General features: G+C 73.9%; 9 protein-coding genes. 3 read left to right on the forward strand and 6 right to left on the reverse strand.

Annotated features, from left to right (window positions below; translation table 11 throughout):
* The first annotated feature begins 371 nt into the window (after positions 1-371).
* Complete coding sequence (locus tag AB1460_RS19715; protein ID WP_368963131.1) at positions 372-2,708, forward strand: protein kinase domain-containing protein; 2,337 nt, start codon at positions 372-374, stop codon at positions 2,706-2,708.
* A gap of 76 nt (positions 2,709-2,784) precedes the next feature.
* Here AB1460_RS19715 and AB1460_RS19720 read toward each other — a convergent pair whose 3' ends face one another.
* From AB1460_RS19720 to AB1460_RS19735, 4 genes are all read right to left on the reverse strand, one after another.
* Positions 2,785-4,020: a PP2C family protein-serine/threonine phosphatase gene (locus AB1460_RS19720; protein ID WP_420497319.1), complete on the reverse strand. Its 1,236-nt coding sequence runs from the start codon at positions 4,018-4,020 to the stop codon at positions 2,785-2,787.
* Between the two features lie 109 nt (positions 4,021-4,129).
* On the reverse strand, positions 4,130-5,575 hold the full coding sequence (locus tag AB1460_RS19725; RefSeq protein ID WP_368963132.1) for a proton-conducting transporter membrane subunit: 1,446 nt from the start codon (positions 5,573-5,575) through the stop codon (positions 4,130-4,132).
* The gene (locus AB1460_RS19730; RefSeq protein ID WP_368963133.1) at positions 5,569-7,830 is read right to left on the reverse strand and encodes a proton-conducting transporter membrane subunit; all 2,262 of its coding nucleotides are present in this window, start codon (positions 7,828-7,830) and stop codon (positions 5,569-5,571) included. The genes AB1460_RS19725 and AB1460_RS19730 overlap by 7 nt, the downstream gene beginning before the upstream one ends.
* Complete coding sequence (locus AB1460_RS19735; protein WP_368963134.1) at positions 7,827-11,036, reverse strand: DUF2309 domain-containing protein; 3,210 nt, start codon at positions 11,034-11,036, stop codon at positions 7,827-7,829. Before AB1460_RS19735 ends, AB1460_RS19730 begins: the two co-directional genes overlap by 4 nt.
* 646 nt (positions 11,037-11,682) lie before the next feature.
* Between AB1460_RS19735 and AB1460_RS19740 the strand changes: the two genes are divergently transcribed.
* Positions 11,683-12,129 (forward strand): winged helix-turn-helix transcriptional regulator, encoded by a 447-nt coding sequence (locus AB1460_RS19740; RefSeq protein WP_368963136.1) that lies wholly within the window; start codon positions 11,683-11,685, stop codon positions 12,127-12,129.
* Between the two features lie 129 nt (positions 12,130-12,258).
* On the opposite strand, the gene AB1460_RS19745 is transcribed toward AB1460_RS19740, so the two are convergent.
* Entirely contained in the window at positions 12,259-12,795 is a 537-nt protein-coding gene (locus AB1460_RS19745) for a glutathione peroxidase (RefSeq protein WP_368963137.1), read from the reverse strand.
* Positions 12,796-12,931: 136 nt separating this feature from the next.
* A complete protein-coding gene (locus AB1460_RS19750; protein WP_368963138.1) occupies positions 12,932-13,681 on the reverse strand; it encodes a GNAT family N-acetyltransferase in 750 nt (249 codons plus the stop codon).
* A 1,077-nt stretch (positions 13,682-14,758) separates the two neighbouring features.
* Between AB1460_RS19750 and AB1460_RS19755 the strand changes: the two genes are divergently transcribed.
* Positions 14,759-16,881 (forward strand): ATP-binding protein (locus AB1460_RS19755; RefSeq protein WP_368963139.1); only part of this gene is annotated, 2,123 nt, incomplete at its 3' end.

Consider the following 16,881-nt stretch of genomic DNA (forward strand, 5'->3'; position numbering starts at 1 on the left):
GACACTGCCCGTCCGGCGCAGGTGACAGGCCCGGGCGCAGCCGCCCGCGAACGTCCGACGATCCCCCGCGCAGCCGGAGCGGCGGTCCGGGAGCAGCTGGCAACCGGAGGTACGCCACCCGCACGAACAGGCGGATGCGCTGGTACACGCCCATAAGATGCGATGACTGCCTTAATCCCATTTGCGATGACACGCTCGTTCTCCAGGACGTGGTCATTCGATTTGGGCGCGGCCCCGGGAGGGGGACGATGAACAACACACCGCCAAGCGCGGTCGGGGTAGGTCCAGGCGAGCCGGCAGCGCCCGCCGGTCGGATCGAGCCCGTGCGCGATGCGGTGTTTACTCCGCTGACACCGCATGATCCGCACAGTGTGAGCCGATATCTGCTGCGGGCCCGGATCGGCGAGGGTGGCATGGGTGCGGTGTACCTCTCGTACACCCCCGGCGGGCGTCCCATCGCGCTCAAGGTCGCCCGCCCGGAGCTCGCCACCGACCCCGATTTCCGCAGCCGGTTCGCCAAGGAGGTGGCGATCGCCCGGCGGGTCCAGGGGCCTTACACCGTGCCGGTCATCGACGCGGATCCCGAGGCCCTGCGCCCGTGGATAGCCACCGCCTACGTCGCGGCGCCCTCGCTCGCGGTCGCCGTCGTCCGCCAGGGCGCCCTGCCGTCGGCGACCGTCCTCATGTTGATCGCGGGCGTCGCCGAGGCGCTGCAGTCCATCCACAGCGCGGGCGTGATCCACCGTGACCTGAAACCCGGCAACGTCATCCTCGCCGACGACGGACCACGAGTCATTGATTTCGGTGTGGCGCGTGCGATCGAAACATCAACCGCGGCAATGACCCAAACGGGTGTACGCATAGGAACACCCGCATTCATGTCACCGGAACAGGTCCGCGGAAAGCAGATCGACGCGGCGGGTGACGTGTTCGCGCTCGGCTCGACCGCCTATTACGCACTGACCGGACGGCCGCCGTTCGGTTCCGACGCCGCGGTGTTCCACCGCATCGAGCACCAGCAGCCCGACTGGGATCACTGCCCGGAGAACGTCCGGGAGGTGCTCGCCCGGTGCCTGGCCAAGGATCCCGCGGAGCGCCCGACGTCCACGCAGGTCATCGATCTGTGCCGGTCCGCGATCACCGACGACCTGTTCCTCTCCACAGGGGGCGGGTGGCTGCCGCCGACGGTGGCGGCCGAGGTGACCCGCTACCGGATCTCCACCGTGCCCTCTCCGACGACGACGCTGATGCCGGTGCCGCCATCGACGTTCCAGTCCGCGCCGACCGGCGCACCGGACGCGATGGACGCCCTCGGCACTCCTTTCCCCAGCGAGACCGACGCGATCGCGGCACCGCACCCGTCGTCCGCGCCGTTCCCGCACCGCCCGCCCAGCACTCCCAGCGGTCCTGGCGCGCCCGTCAGCGCCGGTGCGCCCGGGCTGCCGGCAGCACCGGCAGCACCGGCAGCACCGGCAGCACCGGCCCAGTCAGCACCATGGGCACACGCGGCCCACCAGGCTCTGCCGCCCCACCAGGCCCACCAGGCCCACCAGGCCCCTCGGGCACTCAGCACGGCCGGCGCACCCCGGGCGCTCACCGCCGGGCGGGTTCCCCGGGCGCTGTGCGCGCCGCCGACTCCCCGCGCGCTGGAGGCCGCGGCCGGGGCACCGACCGACATCGCCGCCGCCGTCGAGGCACTCGCGGCTGCCGGTGCAGGAGCAGGCGCGGGCGGCCCCGCAGGCGGTGGTCTGGCAGGCGTCGGTAGCCCGGGTACAGGCGCAGGCCAGCCGGGCGCTGCACGCCACTCCGACGGTGATGGTCGTTCGTACGAGGGCGGCGCCCCGGGGGCCCCACCAGCTGTGGGTGGAGCGCACGCCGCGGGTGACCCACCCGCGCCTGCCGGCCCGGCAACGGCGGCAGGCGGTGGTTCCGCCGCGGCGGAACCACCGGACGGCAGCGACCGGCCCGCCGACGCTGTCGCAGCCGTCGGCGTTCCGTCGACATCCGCCGGTAGCGAGGCCGCCGCCGGCGGGCCCGCCGAGCCGCCGCCGCACCCGCGCCGCACTCGCGGGCGCCGGCGTCGGCGCCGGTTCGTGACCGTCCTGTTGACCGTACTGGTCATCGTCGGCGCGGTGTTCTTCTGGCTGCTGTCGAAGCCCGTGGGCGGCGGCGAGCCGGTGGCACTCGTGATCACGCCGTCGCGCGGCAACGGCGTGGCGGGCGGCGGCGGCCGCGAGGCGGTACCCAGCACCGCACCGAGACCCGCCCCGTCCGCGTCCGACTCGTCCGACGACTCCGACTCCGATGGCGCGACGGGCCCCGGCCCGGCCAGCGGCAGTCCCGCCGCCGACGGCCAGGACCGGGCGACCGGCACGCCCGCTCGCCCCGTCCAGCAGCTGGGCTGCCCGGCGAGGCCGGCGACCCGGGCGAACAGCGACGGAACCGGCGTCCTGACCGGCATTGCGGAGCTGCGGGACGGCCCCGACGACAGCTGCGACAGCAGCGCGGCCTACGTCCGCGGGCGGAAGTTCTGGCTGTGGTGCAGCGTCGTCGCCAAGTCGGACGACGTCTGGTGGTGGGCGCGGCTCGACGGCACCGAGAGCTATGGCTGGGTGCGCGCCAGCTCGATGAGGATCAGCCACACGGACGACAACGACGACGACCGGATCCTCGTCTACAGCTGCGACGGCACCGTGGACGAGCGCTGACGACGCCCGGTGCCGGACCACCGGTGTGAGACAGCTGGTGTCAGGCCGCGGTGCGGTGTCAGGCCGCCGTGCGGTGTCAGGTTCGGGTGTGGTCGGCCGGTCGGGGGGCCGGGTCCGGCCCTGATCCGCGGACGGCGATCGGGTCGGACCGGGCCGCCGGTGCTGGCCGGTGGCGCGGCGCCGGTGCGGGCAGTTCGACGGCGAGCAGCGCGACGTCGTCGCCGAGAGCGGACCTCGTCCACCGCTGCACCCGGCGGACGAGGTCGTCCAGGCAGTCGCCGAGGGGACGGTCCTGACTGAGTGTCTCCGTCACGGCTGACGCCAGCGGGAAGAAGGCTCTCGACTCACTGTGGCGTGCCTCGGCGATGCCGTCGGTGTACAGCAGCACGCGGTCGCCGGCCTGGAGGGTGAACGAGGTGACGTCGATGTCGCCGGCGAGAAGTCCGAGTGGCGAGCTCCGGCCGTGCGGGGCGAGTGCCCGCGCGGTGCCGGCGCGCACCAGCAGCGGGTCGGGGTGGCCCGCGTTGACCATGTCCAGCCGGCCGTCGCGGATCTGCACGGCGACGGCGGTGACGAAGTCGTCCAGGCCGCTGACGTCGGCGACCTCCTCGTCCAGGTCGGCGAGGACGGAGACGAGACCGGCCCGGTGCTTGGCCACGAGCCGGAAACAGCCGAGCACGTGACTGGCGATCCGGACCGCGTCCAGGCCCTTCCCCCGCACGTCGCCGACCAGCAGCCGGGTTCCCCACGGACTGTCGACGACCTCGTAGAGATCACCGCCGACCATCGCGTCGGTGGCGGCACTCTCGTACCGGACCGCGAGGCGCAGATCCCCCGAGACCGTCGGTGCCAGCGGCAGGACGGCCCGCTGGGCCACCTCGGCGACTCTGGTCACGTTCTGCAGCTTGGTCTCGCGGCGAGTGTTGTACCTGCTGACCAGGACTGCCATCACGCCGCCGAGCAGGATGCCGGTCAGGCGGACCATCTGGGCGGGCAGCCCGCCGCCCTGCACGGTGAACAGGCCGTCGACGACCCCCACCAGGGTGCTGCCGAAGATGGCCAGCAGGGCGTAGGCGGCGGTCAGCACCGGCCCGGACAGGGTCGCGGCGAGCAGCGGGGCCAGCACGGTGAGTTCCAGGATCGTCCAGTGCGTACTGGCCAGCTGGATCGCGAGGATCGTGCACAGGAGCGCCAGGGGAGCCGCCAGCGCGACCCACTGGCGCGCGAGCCCGGCCATCGGGCTGCCGGCGCTGCGGGCGGCCCGCCAGGCCGCCACCCTGCCGGTTCGCCCGGCGCCCTGATGCGCGCTCACCGCGGCCAGCCCGTGACGTCCATCAGCGGGCCCCGCTCCGCCGTGTCTCGTCCAGAACCACCTTGTCCCTGTTCCCGGCCGCCCTCGGCCGTACCCCTGCCGGCGAGGCTCAGTACCGGGGCAGGATGAGGCCCGGATGCACCTGGGCCAGCAGCAGCACGGCAAGCAGCAGGGTGACGGCCCGGAACTCGCGGGTCGTCAGGTCGTGTTCGCCAAGATGGTCACGACGTCCGGTGTAGCCGGCGAAGTACCACTTCATGACGGTTGCGCCGGAGCCGGCGACGGCCAGCACGAGGGCGCCGGCCAGCGGGACGAACCAGCCCCCGACACCGTCGAGGAGCAGGTCCTCCCAGATGAAGCCGACCGTCGCCGGGTAGCCGACGGCGGTGAGCCCGAACAGCAGGAACGCCACGGCCAGCCGCGGGGTGCGAGCGAAGCAACCGCCCTGGCCGGGCAGCGCCATCGGGCCGCGGCGGGCCTCCGTGGCCGCTGCGATCATGACCGCGCCGCCGGTGGCAACCGCGCCGACCTGCCAGGCGACCACCGCTCCGGCCTGCGCCAGCCCGGACCCGGCCAGCGCACCACAGGTCACGATGCCGGTCAGGGCGAGGCTGACCTGGGCCAGCGCGGTACGGATGTCACGCGCGACGAGCCCGAGCCCGGCTCCCAGGAGCGCCGTCGCCAGAGCGGCGGCGACGGCGAGCCAGCCCCAGTCCCAACCCCACCCCCCGGACCGGCCGGAGCCGGCCGGACCACCCGCGGGCAGTGCCGCGGTGATCTCGGGGAGCAGCAGCAGCCCCGCCGGCCCCGCCGCGAACGCGACCAGGATCCCCGGCGGGGCGGCCCGGGCAAGAGAGTCGTGCCACAGGTGCAGCGGCAGGAGACACTGACGGACACCCACACCGACGGTGACCAGCAATGCGGCCAGCGCGGTCGTTCCCGGCCGGTGGGCCAGCAGCAGGCCGCTCGTGCAGGCGCCCACCCCCAGCAGGTGATGCAACCCGAACAGCCGCGCCGCGCCGCGCCGACCCGCCCCGCGTCCGCCCTCGCCCTCGCCCTCGCCCACGGCGCCGGTGTGGGTGTCGGTGTCCGTGTGGGTGAAAGCCGCCGGGAGGACGTCGGCCGAGGCCGGCGAGCCGTCGCGAAGCTCTCGCCAGACGACGAAGGCGGACACTGCCCAGGACGCGACAGCCGCCGCGGGTGCGGTCACCGCCGTGGCCGCGGTGCCGCAGGCCAGAATGAGCAGAATCCGGGCGAACGTGCGGCGATTATGGGACGGGACGGGGGCGAGCGCCGTCGCGGCCAGGCCGGCGAGCAGGGTCACCAGCGGCATCCAGCGCCCGGCACCGGACGCGAACAGCACCGCCCCGGTCACGCCGTTCGGCGGGACCACGCGCTCCGCCACCATCGCGGCGGCAGCGGCGGCGGCCGTCACGGCGACGCAGCCGGTCGCGACCGCCCGGGCGGCCCGGGCGTCGGGGGCCCGGCGCACCGCGGCCGAACCCGCCAGCAGGGCAGTCGCGGCGGCGAGCGGGGCGACCGCCAGCGTCACCACGGCCCGCCCGCGCGCGGCCGGACAGGGCGGACGTCGGTCGGGAAGCGCGGCCGGTCCTCCGCGGGCAGCGCCGGGCGGGTCCCCCCGCCGGCCGAGTCACGATGCGCGGTGAGGCGCCGCGGGGGCTCGTTCTCCGGCCAGGCGGGTCGGACGTCCGCTGCCCTCACCGACTCCGCCACCGCAGGATCGGCCGCGGCAGGATCAGGCCTCCCGGGATCCTCCGCCGGCGGCTCGACCACCAGCTCGGCTGCCACCCCATCGACCGCCACCAGCTCGACCGTCGCGGGATCAGCGTCGACCGGCTCGACGGAGGCGGGTCCGGCGGCGGGGCGGGAGGCGACGGCGACATCGTCCACCGCCGGGCGCGGCACCGGGAGCCGGGGCGGCACGGATGGCCGGGTGGTCTCCGGCAGGCCCGGCGGGTCTCCGGGTCGGGAAACGGCTCCCGGACGGGAGACCGCCAGCGGACCCGGCTGCCCAGGGATCTGGTGCGCCGCGAGGGCCGACGCCGATGGGGACGGTTCAGAGGTGGTTTCAGGTTCAGAGGTGGTTTCAAAGGTGTACGAGTCCGCGCCGTAGGGCCCGGAGCCCTCCTGCGCGCGGCGTTCCACCGGGCGGGACGTCGTCACCGGTGCCGAGTGCTGTGGCGCTGCTCCACCGTCCAGCGACCCGCTGCTGGCCTTCGGCGGTGTCGACTCAGCCGGCGGTGTCGACTCAGCCGGCAGTGCCTGCTCAGCCGGCGGCGGAGCCGGTGCCACCACGGTGTCCGTCGTCGCCCATGGCCACCAGTCCCCGTGGACCGGTTCCGGCCCGCCGGCGGAACCACCCTGACCGCTGGCGGCGCCGACCTGCCCGGCCGCGGCCGCGGTGGTGGCGGTGGTGGAGTGAGCGGCCGCGAGGGCGGTGCCGTTCCCCCCGCTGATGATGCCGGCAGCCTGCCGCTGCCAGCGGTCGATCGCCGTCAGCGCACGCGCGGCGGCTCCTCCGACCTGGCGAAGCACCACGTCTGCGTCTCCCCTCTCGAACGCGTACCGGTACAGCCGGGGCTGCCACCGCGCGGGCGTGATCCGTCCCGGCTGGGATGCGGATGTGGGGGCACCACTCTGTGCCTGCTCCAGGCGCTGGCTGTCGCGCAGCGCGCTGGGTGAGCGAAGGATCTGCGCACAACGCAGCGTCGCGTGGACGAGGATGTGCGTGAGCGCAAGCGTGTGCAGCCCCAGCCCGATCTCGGCCACGATCAGCCCGACCTGGGTCATCGACCCGTAGGCCAGCCCGCTCTTGACGTCACTCTGGGCCCGGCTGACCACGGTGGCGTGCAGGGCTGTCAGCGCCCCGACGAGAACCACCGCCACGCGGGCGGCCGGAGCGTGCGCGAACAGCGGCTCGGCGCGCAGCAGCAGGTAGGGGCCGAGGTGGATGGACACCGCCCCGTAGAACACCGCGCTGGACGGGGTCGGTCCCTCCATCGCCCGCGGGAGCCACCCGCCGACGGGGATCAGGGCCGACTTGGCCAGGACCGCGGCCAGCAGCAGGAAGGACAGCACCGTCGCGTGGGCGACCACACCCGGCGCGGTCAGGATGGCGTCCCAGCCGTCGGCGTGCGCGGGGTCACCGCCGTCGGGCGAGCTCGCGAGCTGCCCGATCCAGATCGCGGCCACCAGCAGACCGGCGTCGCCGGCGCGGTAGGTGAGGAAGGCCCGCAGGCCGTGGCGCACCGGCGCCCGCCGCTCGACGAAAAACGCGATGAGCAGCGCGGATGTCAGCCCGACGAGCTCCCACCCGAAGTACAGCGCCGGCGGGTCGCCGGCCAGGACCGTCAGCTCGACGCTGCCGCCGAACAGCAGCAGAAGCAGGTGGAACCGGGCGAAGCCGGGCTCCCGGTGCAGGTAGCGGGCCGACACCGCGCCCGTCAGCCCGACGAGGACGGCGGCGACGAGCGCGAACGGGACGGAGACGGCGTCCGCGCTCAGCTGCCAGGTGAACGTGTGTTCCCCGGCGCCGAACCACGGACCCGCCTCGGCGCCGATCGACTCGTGGCCGGTGAGGAGCATGCCGCCGGCGAGCACCGCGCAGGCGAGGGCCACGACGGTGAAGGACGACGCCACGACGGCCCTGGTCAGCCGCTCCGACCGGGCCCGGCCGAACCACATGAGGCCGGCGAGCGCCGTGACGGCGACGGCGGGGGCGGCGACCGCGGTCACCAGCGCCGCGGGCAGGAGCCCACCGGAGGTTCCGCCTGCCGGGTCGCCGGTCATGAACTGTCCTGCCGGACCGGTCGCGGTTCGTGGGCCTGTTCGGGCAGCCGGATGACCGCCGCCTGACGGCGCCCGCCCGCGCCCGGCTCCGGAACCGGCTCCGGAACCGGGTCGAGAACCGGCTCGGGAATCCGCTCGGGAACCGGTGTGCCGAAGGCGGCGAGGACGTGCGCGGGCGGCAGATGGTCACGCTGGCCCGCGTAGTAGTGCTCCGAACGGGCCACCACAGGCAGGCGCAGGCTCTCCGGTTCGTGCGCCTCGAAACCGCCGTCGCGGTGGACCCAGGTCCGTGGCGAGTACGGATCCCAGGCGACGAGCTGGATCCAGCCACCGTCGACGAGCCTGCGCAGCGGCGGGCTGTCCCGCACGACACGGGCCAGCAGCTCCGGCTCCGCCTCCACGATCACCAGCAGCCGCATCGGCTCGTGGATCTCCACCGACTGCCAGGGCATGCCGGTGCGCAGGTCGGAGGCATGCCCGTCCATGACGCCCACCAGACCGCTGATGTTGTGCGGCAGCTTCGACCCGGCGCCGAACCCGGTGGGGTCGACCCGGCTGAAGTAGTACTCGAGGCTGATGCCGGCACCGACCGGCCCCGCGGACAGGAGCAGCCGGGTGAGCACCGACCCGTCCGCATCGGTGGTGGGGTCGTAGGAGACCAGGAAGGATCTCCGGTCGAGGTACAGCCCGCGGGTTCGCGAGCGCCGCCCGATCACGCAGGTGGCGTTGGTGCTGTGCCCGTACTCGGGGCGTGACTGGGCGATGTCGGTCGAGCGCCCCCGCACGTGGGCGTGCGCGGCACCCGCGGCCACGTCGGGCCCGACCGTTTCGAACCGGCGGCAGCGCTCGTGCGCGTCGAGCTCGACGGCCGACCGCAGCGCCTCGGTGGCCCGGGCGAGCGGGGCCTGCAGGTGCGCGGGCACGAGGTCGGTGTCATAGCAGGCCAGCGAGCCCTCGCAGGTGTCGTGGTGGCCGCCGACGAACCAGGTGCCCGGCCCGATCGGGCGTCCCCGGCGCGCCAGCTCGGCGCGGACCCGCGGGTGGTTCGCCATGGCGGCGAACGCCCGCGCGTTGGGGCCGCTGCGGCCGCCGCCGGTGGCGCTGCAGTCGTAGGCCGCCGCATGCGGGTTGTTCACGCTGGACGAGCCGTGCCCGATCACGAAGACAAGTGGCCCTGCCGGACCGGTCATGCCGATCGTCGTGAGCAGCGTGTCGACGATCTCGGCCATCTCCGCCACGGTGAACCCCGGCCGCAGCGGACGCGAGCCCACACCGGGCACCAGGCCGACCGTCTCCACGGCCTCGGCCGTCTCGGCGGCTTCGAGGGCGAGGCGCGTCCGCGGGCGCTCGCCGTCCCGGCGATCGTCACCCCGGTGATCGCTGGCCCGGTGATCGCTGGCCCGCGGCCGGCCCCGCTCACCGGCGCTCCTCGGCGCGACGGCGCCGACTGCCAGCGGGACCAGCCCGGCGAGCCCGGCCACCGCGGCGTACCCGGCGGGACGTCCGGAGCGGCCGCGGGCGGCCGTCAGGATGTGGTGGCGGTGGGCGTCACGGCGCCGTGACCGCTCGTAGGCCGCCACCTCGCCGGCCTCCACGGCACGTTCGACGACCAGGGTGTCGGGCGTGATGGCCACGGGGCACAGCGCCCGCGGGCGGACGTCGTCGAGGCCCTGGTAGGCCATCGCGACACCGAAGTATCCGGCGGCGCCGAAGGTGCGGACCCGCGGGTGGATCTCCTCCAGGTGCCGGCGCAGCGACTCCTCCCGCTCGTCCATGCAGAACACGGCCTGGAAGTCGGCGGGCGGGGCGATACCGGGGAGGCGCTGGTCGTGCGCGATGAGGGCGTCGAGGATCTGGGTGCGGTAGCGCCGCTCGTACGCGAGGTGCAGCAGCCAGCGCCGCTCCCGCGGCCCGAGCCCGGCGACGGCGCCGAGCCAGGCCCCCGCCCACCGCGGGTCGCCGAGCAGCTCGGTGTCGACGTCCATGATCTGGGCGAGGACGAACGCCTCGTAGACCAGCTCCAGGTCCGCCCCGCTCTGCGCGCCGGGGCCAAGGAGGCCGAGGGGGCCAAGGACCTCGGGGCCGGCATCGGGGCCGACGAGGCGTCCGAGCAGGTTGTGGGTGGCGACCGCCTCGAGCGTCAGCTGGACGGCGAGATAGTCCATGAGGCGCGCCGGCGCCGGCTGGGACGGGGCCCGGTCGGGGTGGCACTCGAACTGGCGGACCATCCCCGCCCAGCCGCGCAGCGACACCAGCGTTGCCCGTATCGCGCCCGCCCAGGCATGCACCGGCACGCCCAGCGACCACAGCGCCCAGGCGACCGTCCGCGGCGCCGACCAGTCGCCCCGGAGCTGCTGACGGAGATGGCCGCCGAGCAGGGCCCAGAGCGGGTCGTGAGGGGCGCCCATCGTGCCGTAGAGGTGCCGGAACGCGGTGAGCAGGCCCTGCTCGCGATGCGGCAGGTCCCAGGCGGCCATCCCCTGGTCGAGGAAGGCCGCGCACAGCGCTGTCAGCACCGGGTGGACAGCCTCGTCGACGTCCACGCCGAAACGCTCGAGCAGCTGGTCGCGGCGGCGCGGGAGGGCGGGCCGCGGGACGGCCGGCGGGGCGTGACGCGCCAGGTCGGCCCACAGTTCGGTCAGCAGCCGGGCCCGCAGGGCGGCGCGTGCGGTGGTGCGGCCCAGCCGGGTGCGCCGCCGCTCGGACGGGAAGCGCCGCCGGGCCTGCCGGGTCAGCTCGTCGCGGCGCGCCGCGGAGACCAGCGGGTGGAACTCACGCAGCTCCCCGCCGTCCGACAGCCGCCACGGAACCCCGGCGGCACGGGGGACGTCGACGAACAGCCCGAGCCGGGCGAGCCGGAAGTCGTCCCAGCTGGGCCCGCCCGGGACGATCTCGGTTCCAGGACGGGTGCCGGTGCCCCCGATCGCCGGGGCGGAACTGTCGTGCTGCGCCAGAACGGCGACGAGGTCACGGGCCAGGATGCGGCCGGAGGACAGGTGGGCGGCGAACGACTCCTCCGTCTGGAAGGCCTGCGTGCCCAGCATCGCCGAGGCGTGCTCGACCGCGCGCGAGAACGGGAGCTCCTCCAGGGCGTGCAGCGGGTTGTGATGCGAGAAGTACCCGAGGGGGGCCTGCGGCGGCAGAAGCTCTGCCACCTCCTCGACAATGCAGGTGATCAGCTCGCTCTGGTCCTCGACGTGAGCCATGTCCCCTCCCGTCCCCCGATGGTGGCGGCCCGGTTCTCCGGTTTTCTCCCAGATCCCGCAGGTACCGCGTGATCTGGGACGAATACGCGCCTCCCGGCGCCCTGGGAACGGTGCCGACTGGCCTTTTCCGCCGGTGACGGGAGGCCCGCACCGGTCTTTCCCCGCCGGCGGAGCCGACCGGGACCGCTGCGCTGCGGAAAACCCCTGCCGAAGACGGCCGCGCATCCCGCGAGAAATGCGCGGCCGGCTCCACCCCACCCCAGGGCCGACCAGGCTGACCGGTGCGCCAGCGGCGCTCCGGTCGCCCGACATGTATCAGTATGGGGGACTCTGGGCCCACTCGGCACGTGCCGATCATCGCGGTGGCGAGAATCACCGGAACGCTTTCGGCGACCATCGCCCCGGGCCACCTGGGAATTCCCGTGCATTCCGTCGCCCGTCGAGGGCGTGACCTTGCACAATGCTTTACGGCAAGCACCGCCGGCGGATTGCGCGAAGGTCCCGCCCCACATCATCGGCAGCGCCGGAGAACGGAAGGTGGCTACGGGGGTGGTAAGTTTGATTTTCGTATGGACCATGGCCGATCCGGCCCCGGGCAGCCCACGCCGCCCCGGCGCCGGGGCGCGGCCGGGCGAGGAGGCCGACGATGGGGCGAACCGCGCGGGAGTGCTCGATCGCGAACGCGCTCGCTGTCGTCGGCGAGCGGTGGAGCCTGCTCACCCTGCGGGAGATCCTGCTCGGGGTGCGCAGGTTCGACCAGATCGTCGAGAACACCGGGGCGAGTCGGGACATCCTGGCAGCGCGGCTGCGCACCCTGGTCGAGGCCGGTGTGCTGGAGAAGAAGCAGTACAGCGAGCATCCGCCGCGGCACGAGTACGCGGCCACCGAGGCCGGCCGGGCGCTGACGCCGGTGCTGCTCGGCCTCATGGACTGGGGCGACCGGTACGTGACCACCGGCCCGCCGCCGACGGTGTGGACCCACGAGTGCGGCGCGGAGCTGCGCCCCCGGTGCGTCTGCGCGCACTGCGGGGAGCAGGTGGACATGCGGAGGACGACGGTCACCCGGCTCGGTGAGGTGAGGGCCCGCCCGTAGCCCGCCCGTAGCCCGGCCGCGCCGACGGGTGCCCGCGGTCCGCCGCCCGGCCGAGCCGGGCGGCGACCTACCTGCCCGTCTGTTGCCTGTCCGTTCTTCGGAATCCGCTCGGGGTTCCGAAGAACCGGCTCAGGCGAGAACGGAGTCGAGCTCGCCGCGGATCTCCTCGGGCGTGACGTTCGGCTCGAAGCGGCGGACGACCTTGCCGTCCCCGTCCACCAGGAACTTGGTGAAGTTCCACTTCACCTCGTCGGTTCCGATCGCCTCGGGCCGCGAGCGCTGGATGTGCTCGAAAAGAAAGCCGGAGTCGGGCCCGAAGTCGCCGGGGGCCTGTTCCCGCAGGTAGGTGTAGAGCGGGTCCGCGCCGGGGCCGTTGACCTCGATCTTGGCGAACAGCGGGAAGGTCACGCCGAAGTTCGTCGAGCAGAAGTCCTGGATCTCGGCGTTGGTGCCCGGCTCCTGCCCGGCGAACTGGTTGCACGGAAAGCCGAGGATTTCCAGGCCGCGCCCGTTCAGCTCGCGGTACAGCGCCTCCAGGCCCTCATACTGCGGGGTGAGGCCGCACTTGCTGGCGACGTTGACGATGAGCAGCGTCCTGCCGGCGAAGTCACGCAGTGGGCGGGGGGCGCCGTCCGTCGCCTCGACGGTGAAGTCATGGACAGTCATGGTCGACCTGGCTCTCGATGGGCGGACCCGGCGGCGGGCCCGGCGGCGGGCGCCGAACAGGCGCGGACACATCGGACGCTACCTGCACCGCCAGGATTCTGTCACCGCCATGGTGGCGAAATCTGCGGGCAGCCCGTCAGGCCAGCGGCGTGCGCATCTGGACGAACGACATCTCCCGCCGCGCGGTGAAACCGAGCGCCTCGTACAGCCGGATCGCATCCATGTTCGACACCACGACGTGCAGGAACGGCCGGTCGCCGCGGGCGTGCACGCGCAGAGCCGTCGCCAGGATGAGCCGGGTGGCGAGCCCCTCGCCGCGGTGCGCCGGATCGGTGCACACGGCGCTGATCTCGGTCCGGCCGGGGAAGCGCATGCGCTCCCCCGCCATCGCGACAAGCCGGCCGCCACGGCGGATGCCGAGGTAGGTGCCGAGCTCGACGGTACGCCGCCCGAACGGCCCCGGCTGGGTCCGCGCGACCAGGTCGAGCATCTCCGGGACGTCCGCCACGCCGAGCCGGACCGCCTCCGGGTCGGCCCGGGGCGCCAGATCATCACCCAGCAGCTGGACGGCGGGCACCGCGGTCACCACGTCCCACCCGGGCGGCGGCAGCGACTTGAGGCCGGCGAAGCCGAGCAGTGCCCCGGGCCCGACGAGCGCGGCGAGGTCTCCCCAGGCGTCGGGGTCCTTGTCGTCACTCACCGCCGCGAACGGCGACATCTCGGGTGGGTAGCGCGCCGCCCGCCCGTGAGCGATGGCGACATGCGCGTGGACGCCTGACAGCGATGCCCAGACCGGGTTGTCGAGCGCGGACTCCGGGGTGGTGACGGCCACCGATCCGGCGAGTGGCTCCGGCAACGCGCTCGGGCTCGCGCCCGTCGGACCCATCCAACCTCCCGCCGGCGACGGGCGCCGAAGGACGCCCCCGGTCAGACTATGCGCCGCCGCCGAATCGGCGCGAAAGGCCCACCCCGGTAACACGGGCGCCGGCACACGAGCCCGCGCACGGACGCCCCTGCCGCCCGCCTGAGCCAACCGGGGGGCGACCGCAGGTGGTGTTCCGACCGGCGACACGCCGCGCCGCGCGGACGCACGACGCTTGACACGCGACAGCCGAACCCTCCGACCTCGGGCGCTCGAGGCTCCTCCGGACCGGCCCGGGTACCCCCGTCCAGAGGTGCCCGCGGTCACCCCACCCGCCGAAACCGCGCCCGAATTGTGCCTGGATCAGGCGAATCCCGCGTCGCCGCGGCCCCGCCCGTGGCGTGGTCGGCGGAAACTGAGAACGAATTTAGCACATAAGCGGCGCGGCCGGTCGAGGCGTAAACAGGTCGCCAGATTAGCCGCCAGACAACACGGTCGTGCCAGAGCGGCCAGCAAGAATGCCAGACTGTCAACTCCGCATGCGGCCGTGGCCGTTCGATCCGGGCGATCGCGCGGGATTCCAGCAAAACAGAACCAATCCACCATCACTACAGAAACACAACGGAAACACTCTGATACCACTTTCGGCTATCGCCCGTCGCGGGGCCGAAGCGCCCGCCAGGCAACCCGTCCGACCTGTCCCTAGCATGTGCAACGCGCATATGACCTGCACTGATGGTTCGGTTTCGGCTCGGGACCGACCCGGACGCAGCGGCGCATCGGGGCGACGGCGAGGGGGCGAAGATCGACGCGGTCAGCACGGCCGAAGACGGGCTCCAAACCGGTGCTCACCAGCACCGGAATGCACCGCGGAACGGCCAGGGAGACATATTCGTCCACGCCGGCGGCAGACGTTGGAACAAAAGCGCCTGTGACCGGCCGGGGACGCTTCATCGGGATTCCGGGGCGCCCCCCGGAAGCGGCTCCGGGGCCACCGGTCAGGTCGGGAACACGCTGCGGCCGAATGCATTCACCGTGGCTGTTTCGGACCGCGGCGGACCGGTCCTGAGCCACCGACCACCGACGACGAGGACCTGATCGATGTCAGAACACGCAATCGCTCGTCATCAGGTGCAGCGGCCACCGACCGCGCGTGAGCTGATCGGGCCGCCGGTCGCGTCGGTCCTCGCCGTGATGCTCATCGGCCTCGCCACTGCTGCCTCCTCGCCCGCCGGGGCGCGCGGGCCGGTGCTGTTCTGCGCCTGCGTCGCCGCCATGATCGTCGGTTTGGCAACCGTCATGGCCGTCCGCAACCGCCAGCTCGCCCGCGAGCTACGTAACCGGATCGTCACCCTCGAGTCGCGGGCCAGGACCTCGTCCGCACACACCGAGCGCCTTTCCCGCGAGGTTCTCCCCCTCGTCGTCACCCGTCTGCGTGAGGGCACCACAGTCCAGACGGCCCTCGCCGAGGCGCCGCGCGGCACGGACGACGCCCACCTGCACATCCTGCGCACGGTGGCCGAGGAGGTCAGCCGCGGCGAGCGCATGCGATCCGCCGCGATGGCGGCCTGCGCGAGCGCCGCCGGGCGCATGCAGGCGCTGAGCACCAGCATGCTGGCCGACCTGCGCGCGATGGAGGAGCGGCACAGCGAGGAGGTCCTCGGCGACCTGCTGCGGCTCGATCACCTCACCGCCCAGGCCAGCCGGCTCGCGGACAGCATCGCGGTGCTCACCGGCGGGCGCTCCGGCCGCCGGTGGACGAAGCCGATCGTCATGGAGAGCATCCTGCGCGGGGCGATGGGACGGATCAGCGCCTACCAGCGGATCCGGCTGCACTCGACCAGCACGGTGGCGGTGGTCGGCTACGCCGCCGAAGGCGTCATGCATGCGCTGGCCGAGCTCATGGACAACGCCACCAGCTTCTCCCCGCCCTCCGAGGAAGTGCACGTCTACGTCGAGGAGGTACAGACCGGCGTCGTCATCACGATCGAGGACGGCGGCCTGGTCATGGGGCAGGCGGCACTGGCCCGAGCCGAGCGCGCGGTCTCCGCGGAGGCGCTCGACCTCACCACTCTCTCCGGCACACGCCTGGGACTGGCCGTGGTCGGCGTCCTCGCCCGCAAGCACGGCCTGACCGTGTCCTTCCGTCCCTCGTCCCGGGGCGGCACCGGGGTCATCCTGATGATCCCGCGCCAGCTCATCACCGCCCCCCGCTCCGTGGAGCCCCCGCCCGCGCTCGCGGACACGACCGACGCGACCACCACCGGCCTGCGCACCACCGTCACGGCCAGGGCCCCGCGGGCCCTGCCCCCCGCGCCCGCCGCCGCGGCGGCGGCGAGCACTCTCGTCCCGCGCACCGGGCCGGCGGGCGGAGCCGACCTACGTGGCCTCAGCCTCCCGCCACGGCGTTCCGACCGGGCGGACCGGACCGACCAGCCCGAGCGATTCGACCAGCCCGAGCGGACCGACCAGCCCGAGCGGACCGACCGGCCGTTCGCCGCGACGGCCGAGGGATCCCTGCCGACCCGCGGGCACGGCGCGTTCCAGCACCGCGGCACCACCAGGAACCTGCCACCGGACGTCCAGGGCACGCCCCGTCGCGCTCTGGACGGGGACGTCTCCACCACCGCCGATCTCGGCACCGCGGGAACGTTCGCGATGAGCGGCACGCTGCGCGCCGTCGGCGGGCTCGGTGCCGTGGACGCGGGCGCCGTGACCGCGCGGATCACCCTGCCCAAGCGGGCCCGCGGCCAGTCCCTCACCGCCAGCACCAGCCGGGCCGCCGCGCCGACGACCACCCGTCCACGCTCGCACCGGGCCCGCCGCAGCTCCATCGCGAACTTCGCGGCGTTCCGCCGGGCCATGCGCCCGGCGGGATCCGCCAGCACACGGACAACGCCCGCCCGCCCAGCTCCCGCGCCGGCGGAGTCCGCCTCAGCCCCGTCGCCCCTGACCCCGGTACCGACGGCGTCATCGCCCGTGACCCCGGCACCGACGACACCGTTCACCGCATCATCCGGCGAGGTCGCCGGCGTGCCCACGCCCGTCGAGGCGACGCCCGTCGAATCAGCGCCCGCCGAGACGACAGCCGCCAGCAACGGCCCGGACGACACCGCACCCGCGCCCGCACCCGAACCCGCACACCACCCCGCTCCGCGCCAGGCGCCAGACCCCACGTCCACAGCCCCAGCACAACACCTGTACCACACACACCACTGCACCCA

Origin of the sequence: Parafrankia sp. FMc2 (genome assembly GCF_041008525.1) — a bacterium.
Lineage (GTDB): Bacteria > Actinomycetota > Actinomycetes > Frankiales > Frankiaceae > Parafrankia.

Excerpts from the sequence above, each read along its gene's own strand:
- AB1460_RS19730 (WP_368963133.1), bottom strand. The coding sequence starts at position 7,830 with ATGACCGGCGACCCGGCAGGCGGAACCTCCGGTGGGCTCCTGCCCGCG.
- AB1460_RS19735 (WP_368963134.1), bottom strand. The coding sequence starts at position 11,036 with ATGGCTCACGTCGAGGACCAGAGCGAGCTGATCACCTGCATTGTCGAG.
- AB1460_RS19740 (WP_368963136.1), top strand. The coding sequence starts at position 11,683 with ATGGGGCGAACCGCGCGGGAGTGCTCGATCGCGAACGCGCTCGCTGTC.
- AB1460_RS19745 (WP_368963137.1), bottom strand. The coding sequence starts at position 12,795 with ATGACTGTCCATGACTTCACCGTCGAGGCGACGGACGGCGCCCCCCGC.
- AB1460_RS19750 (WP_368963138.1), bottom strand. The coding sequence starts at position 13,681 with ATGGGTCCGACGGGCGCGAGCCCGAGCGCGTTGCCGGAGCCACTCGCC.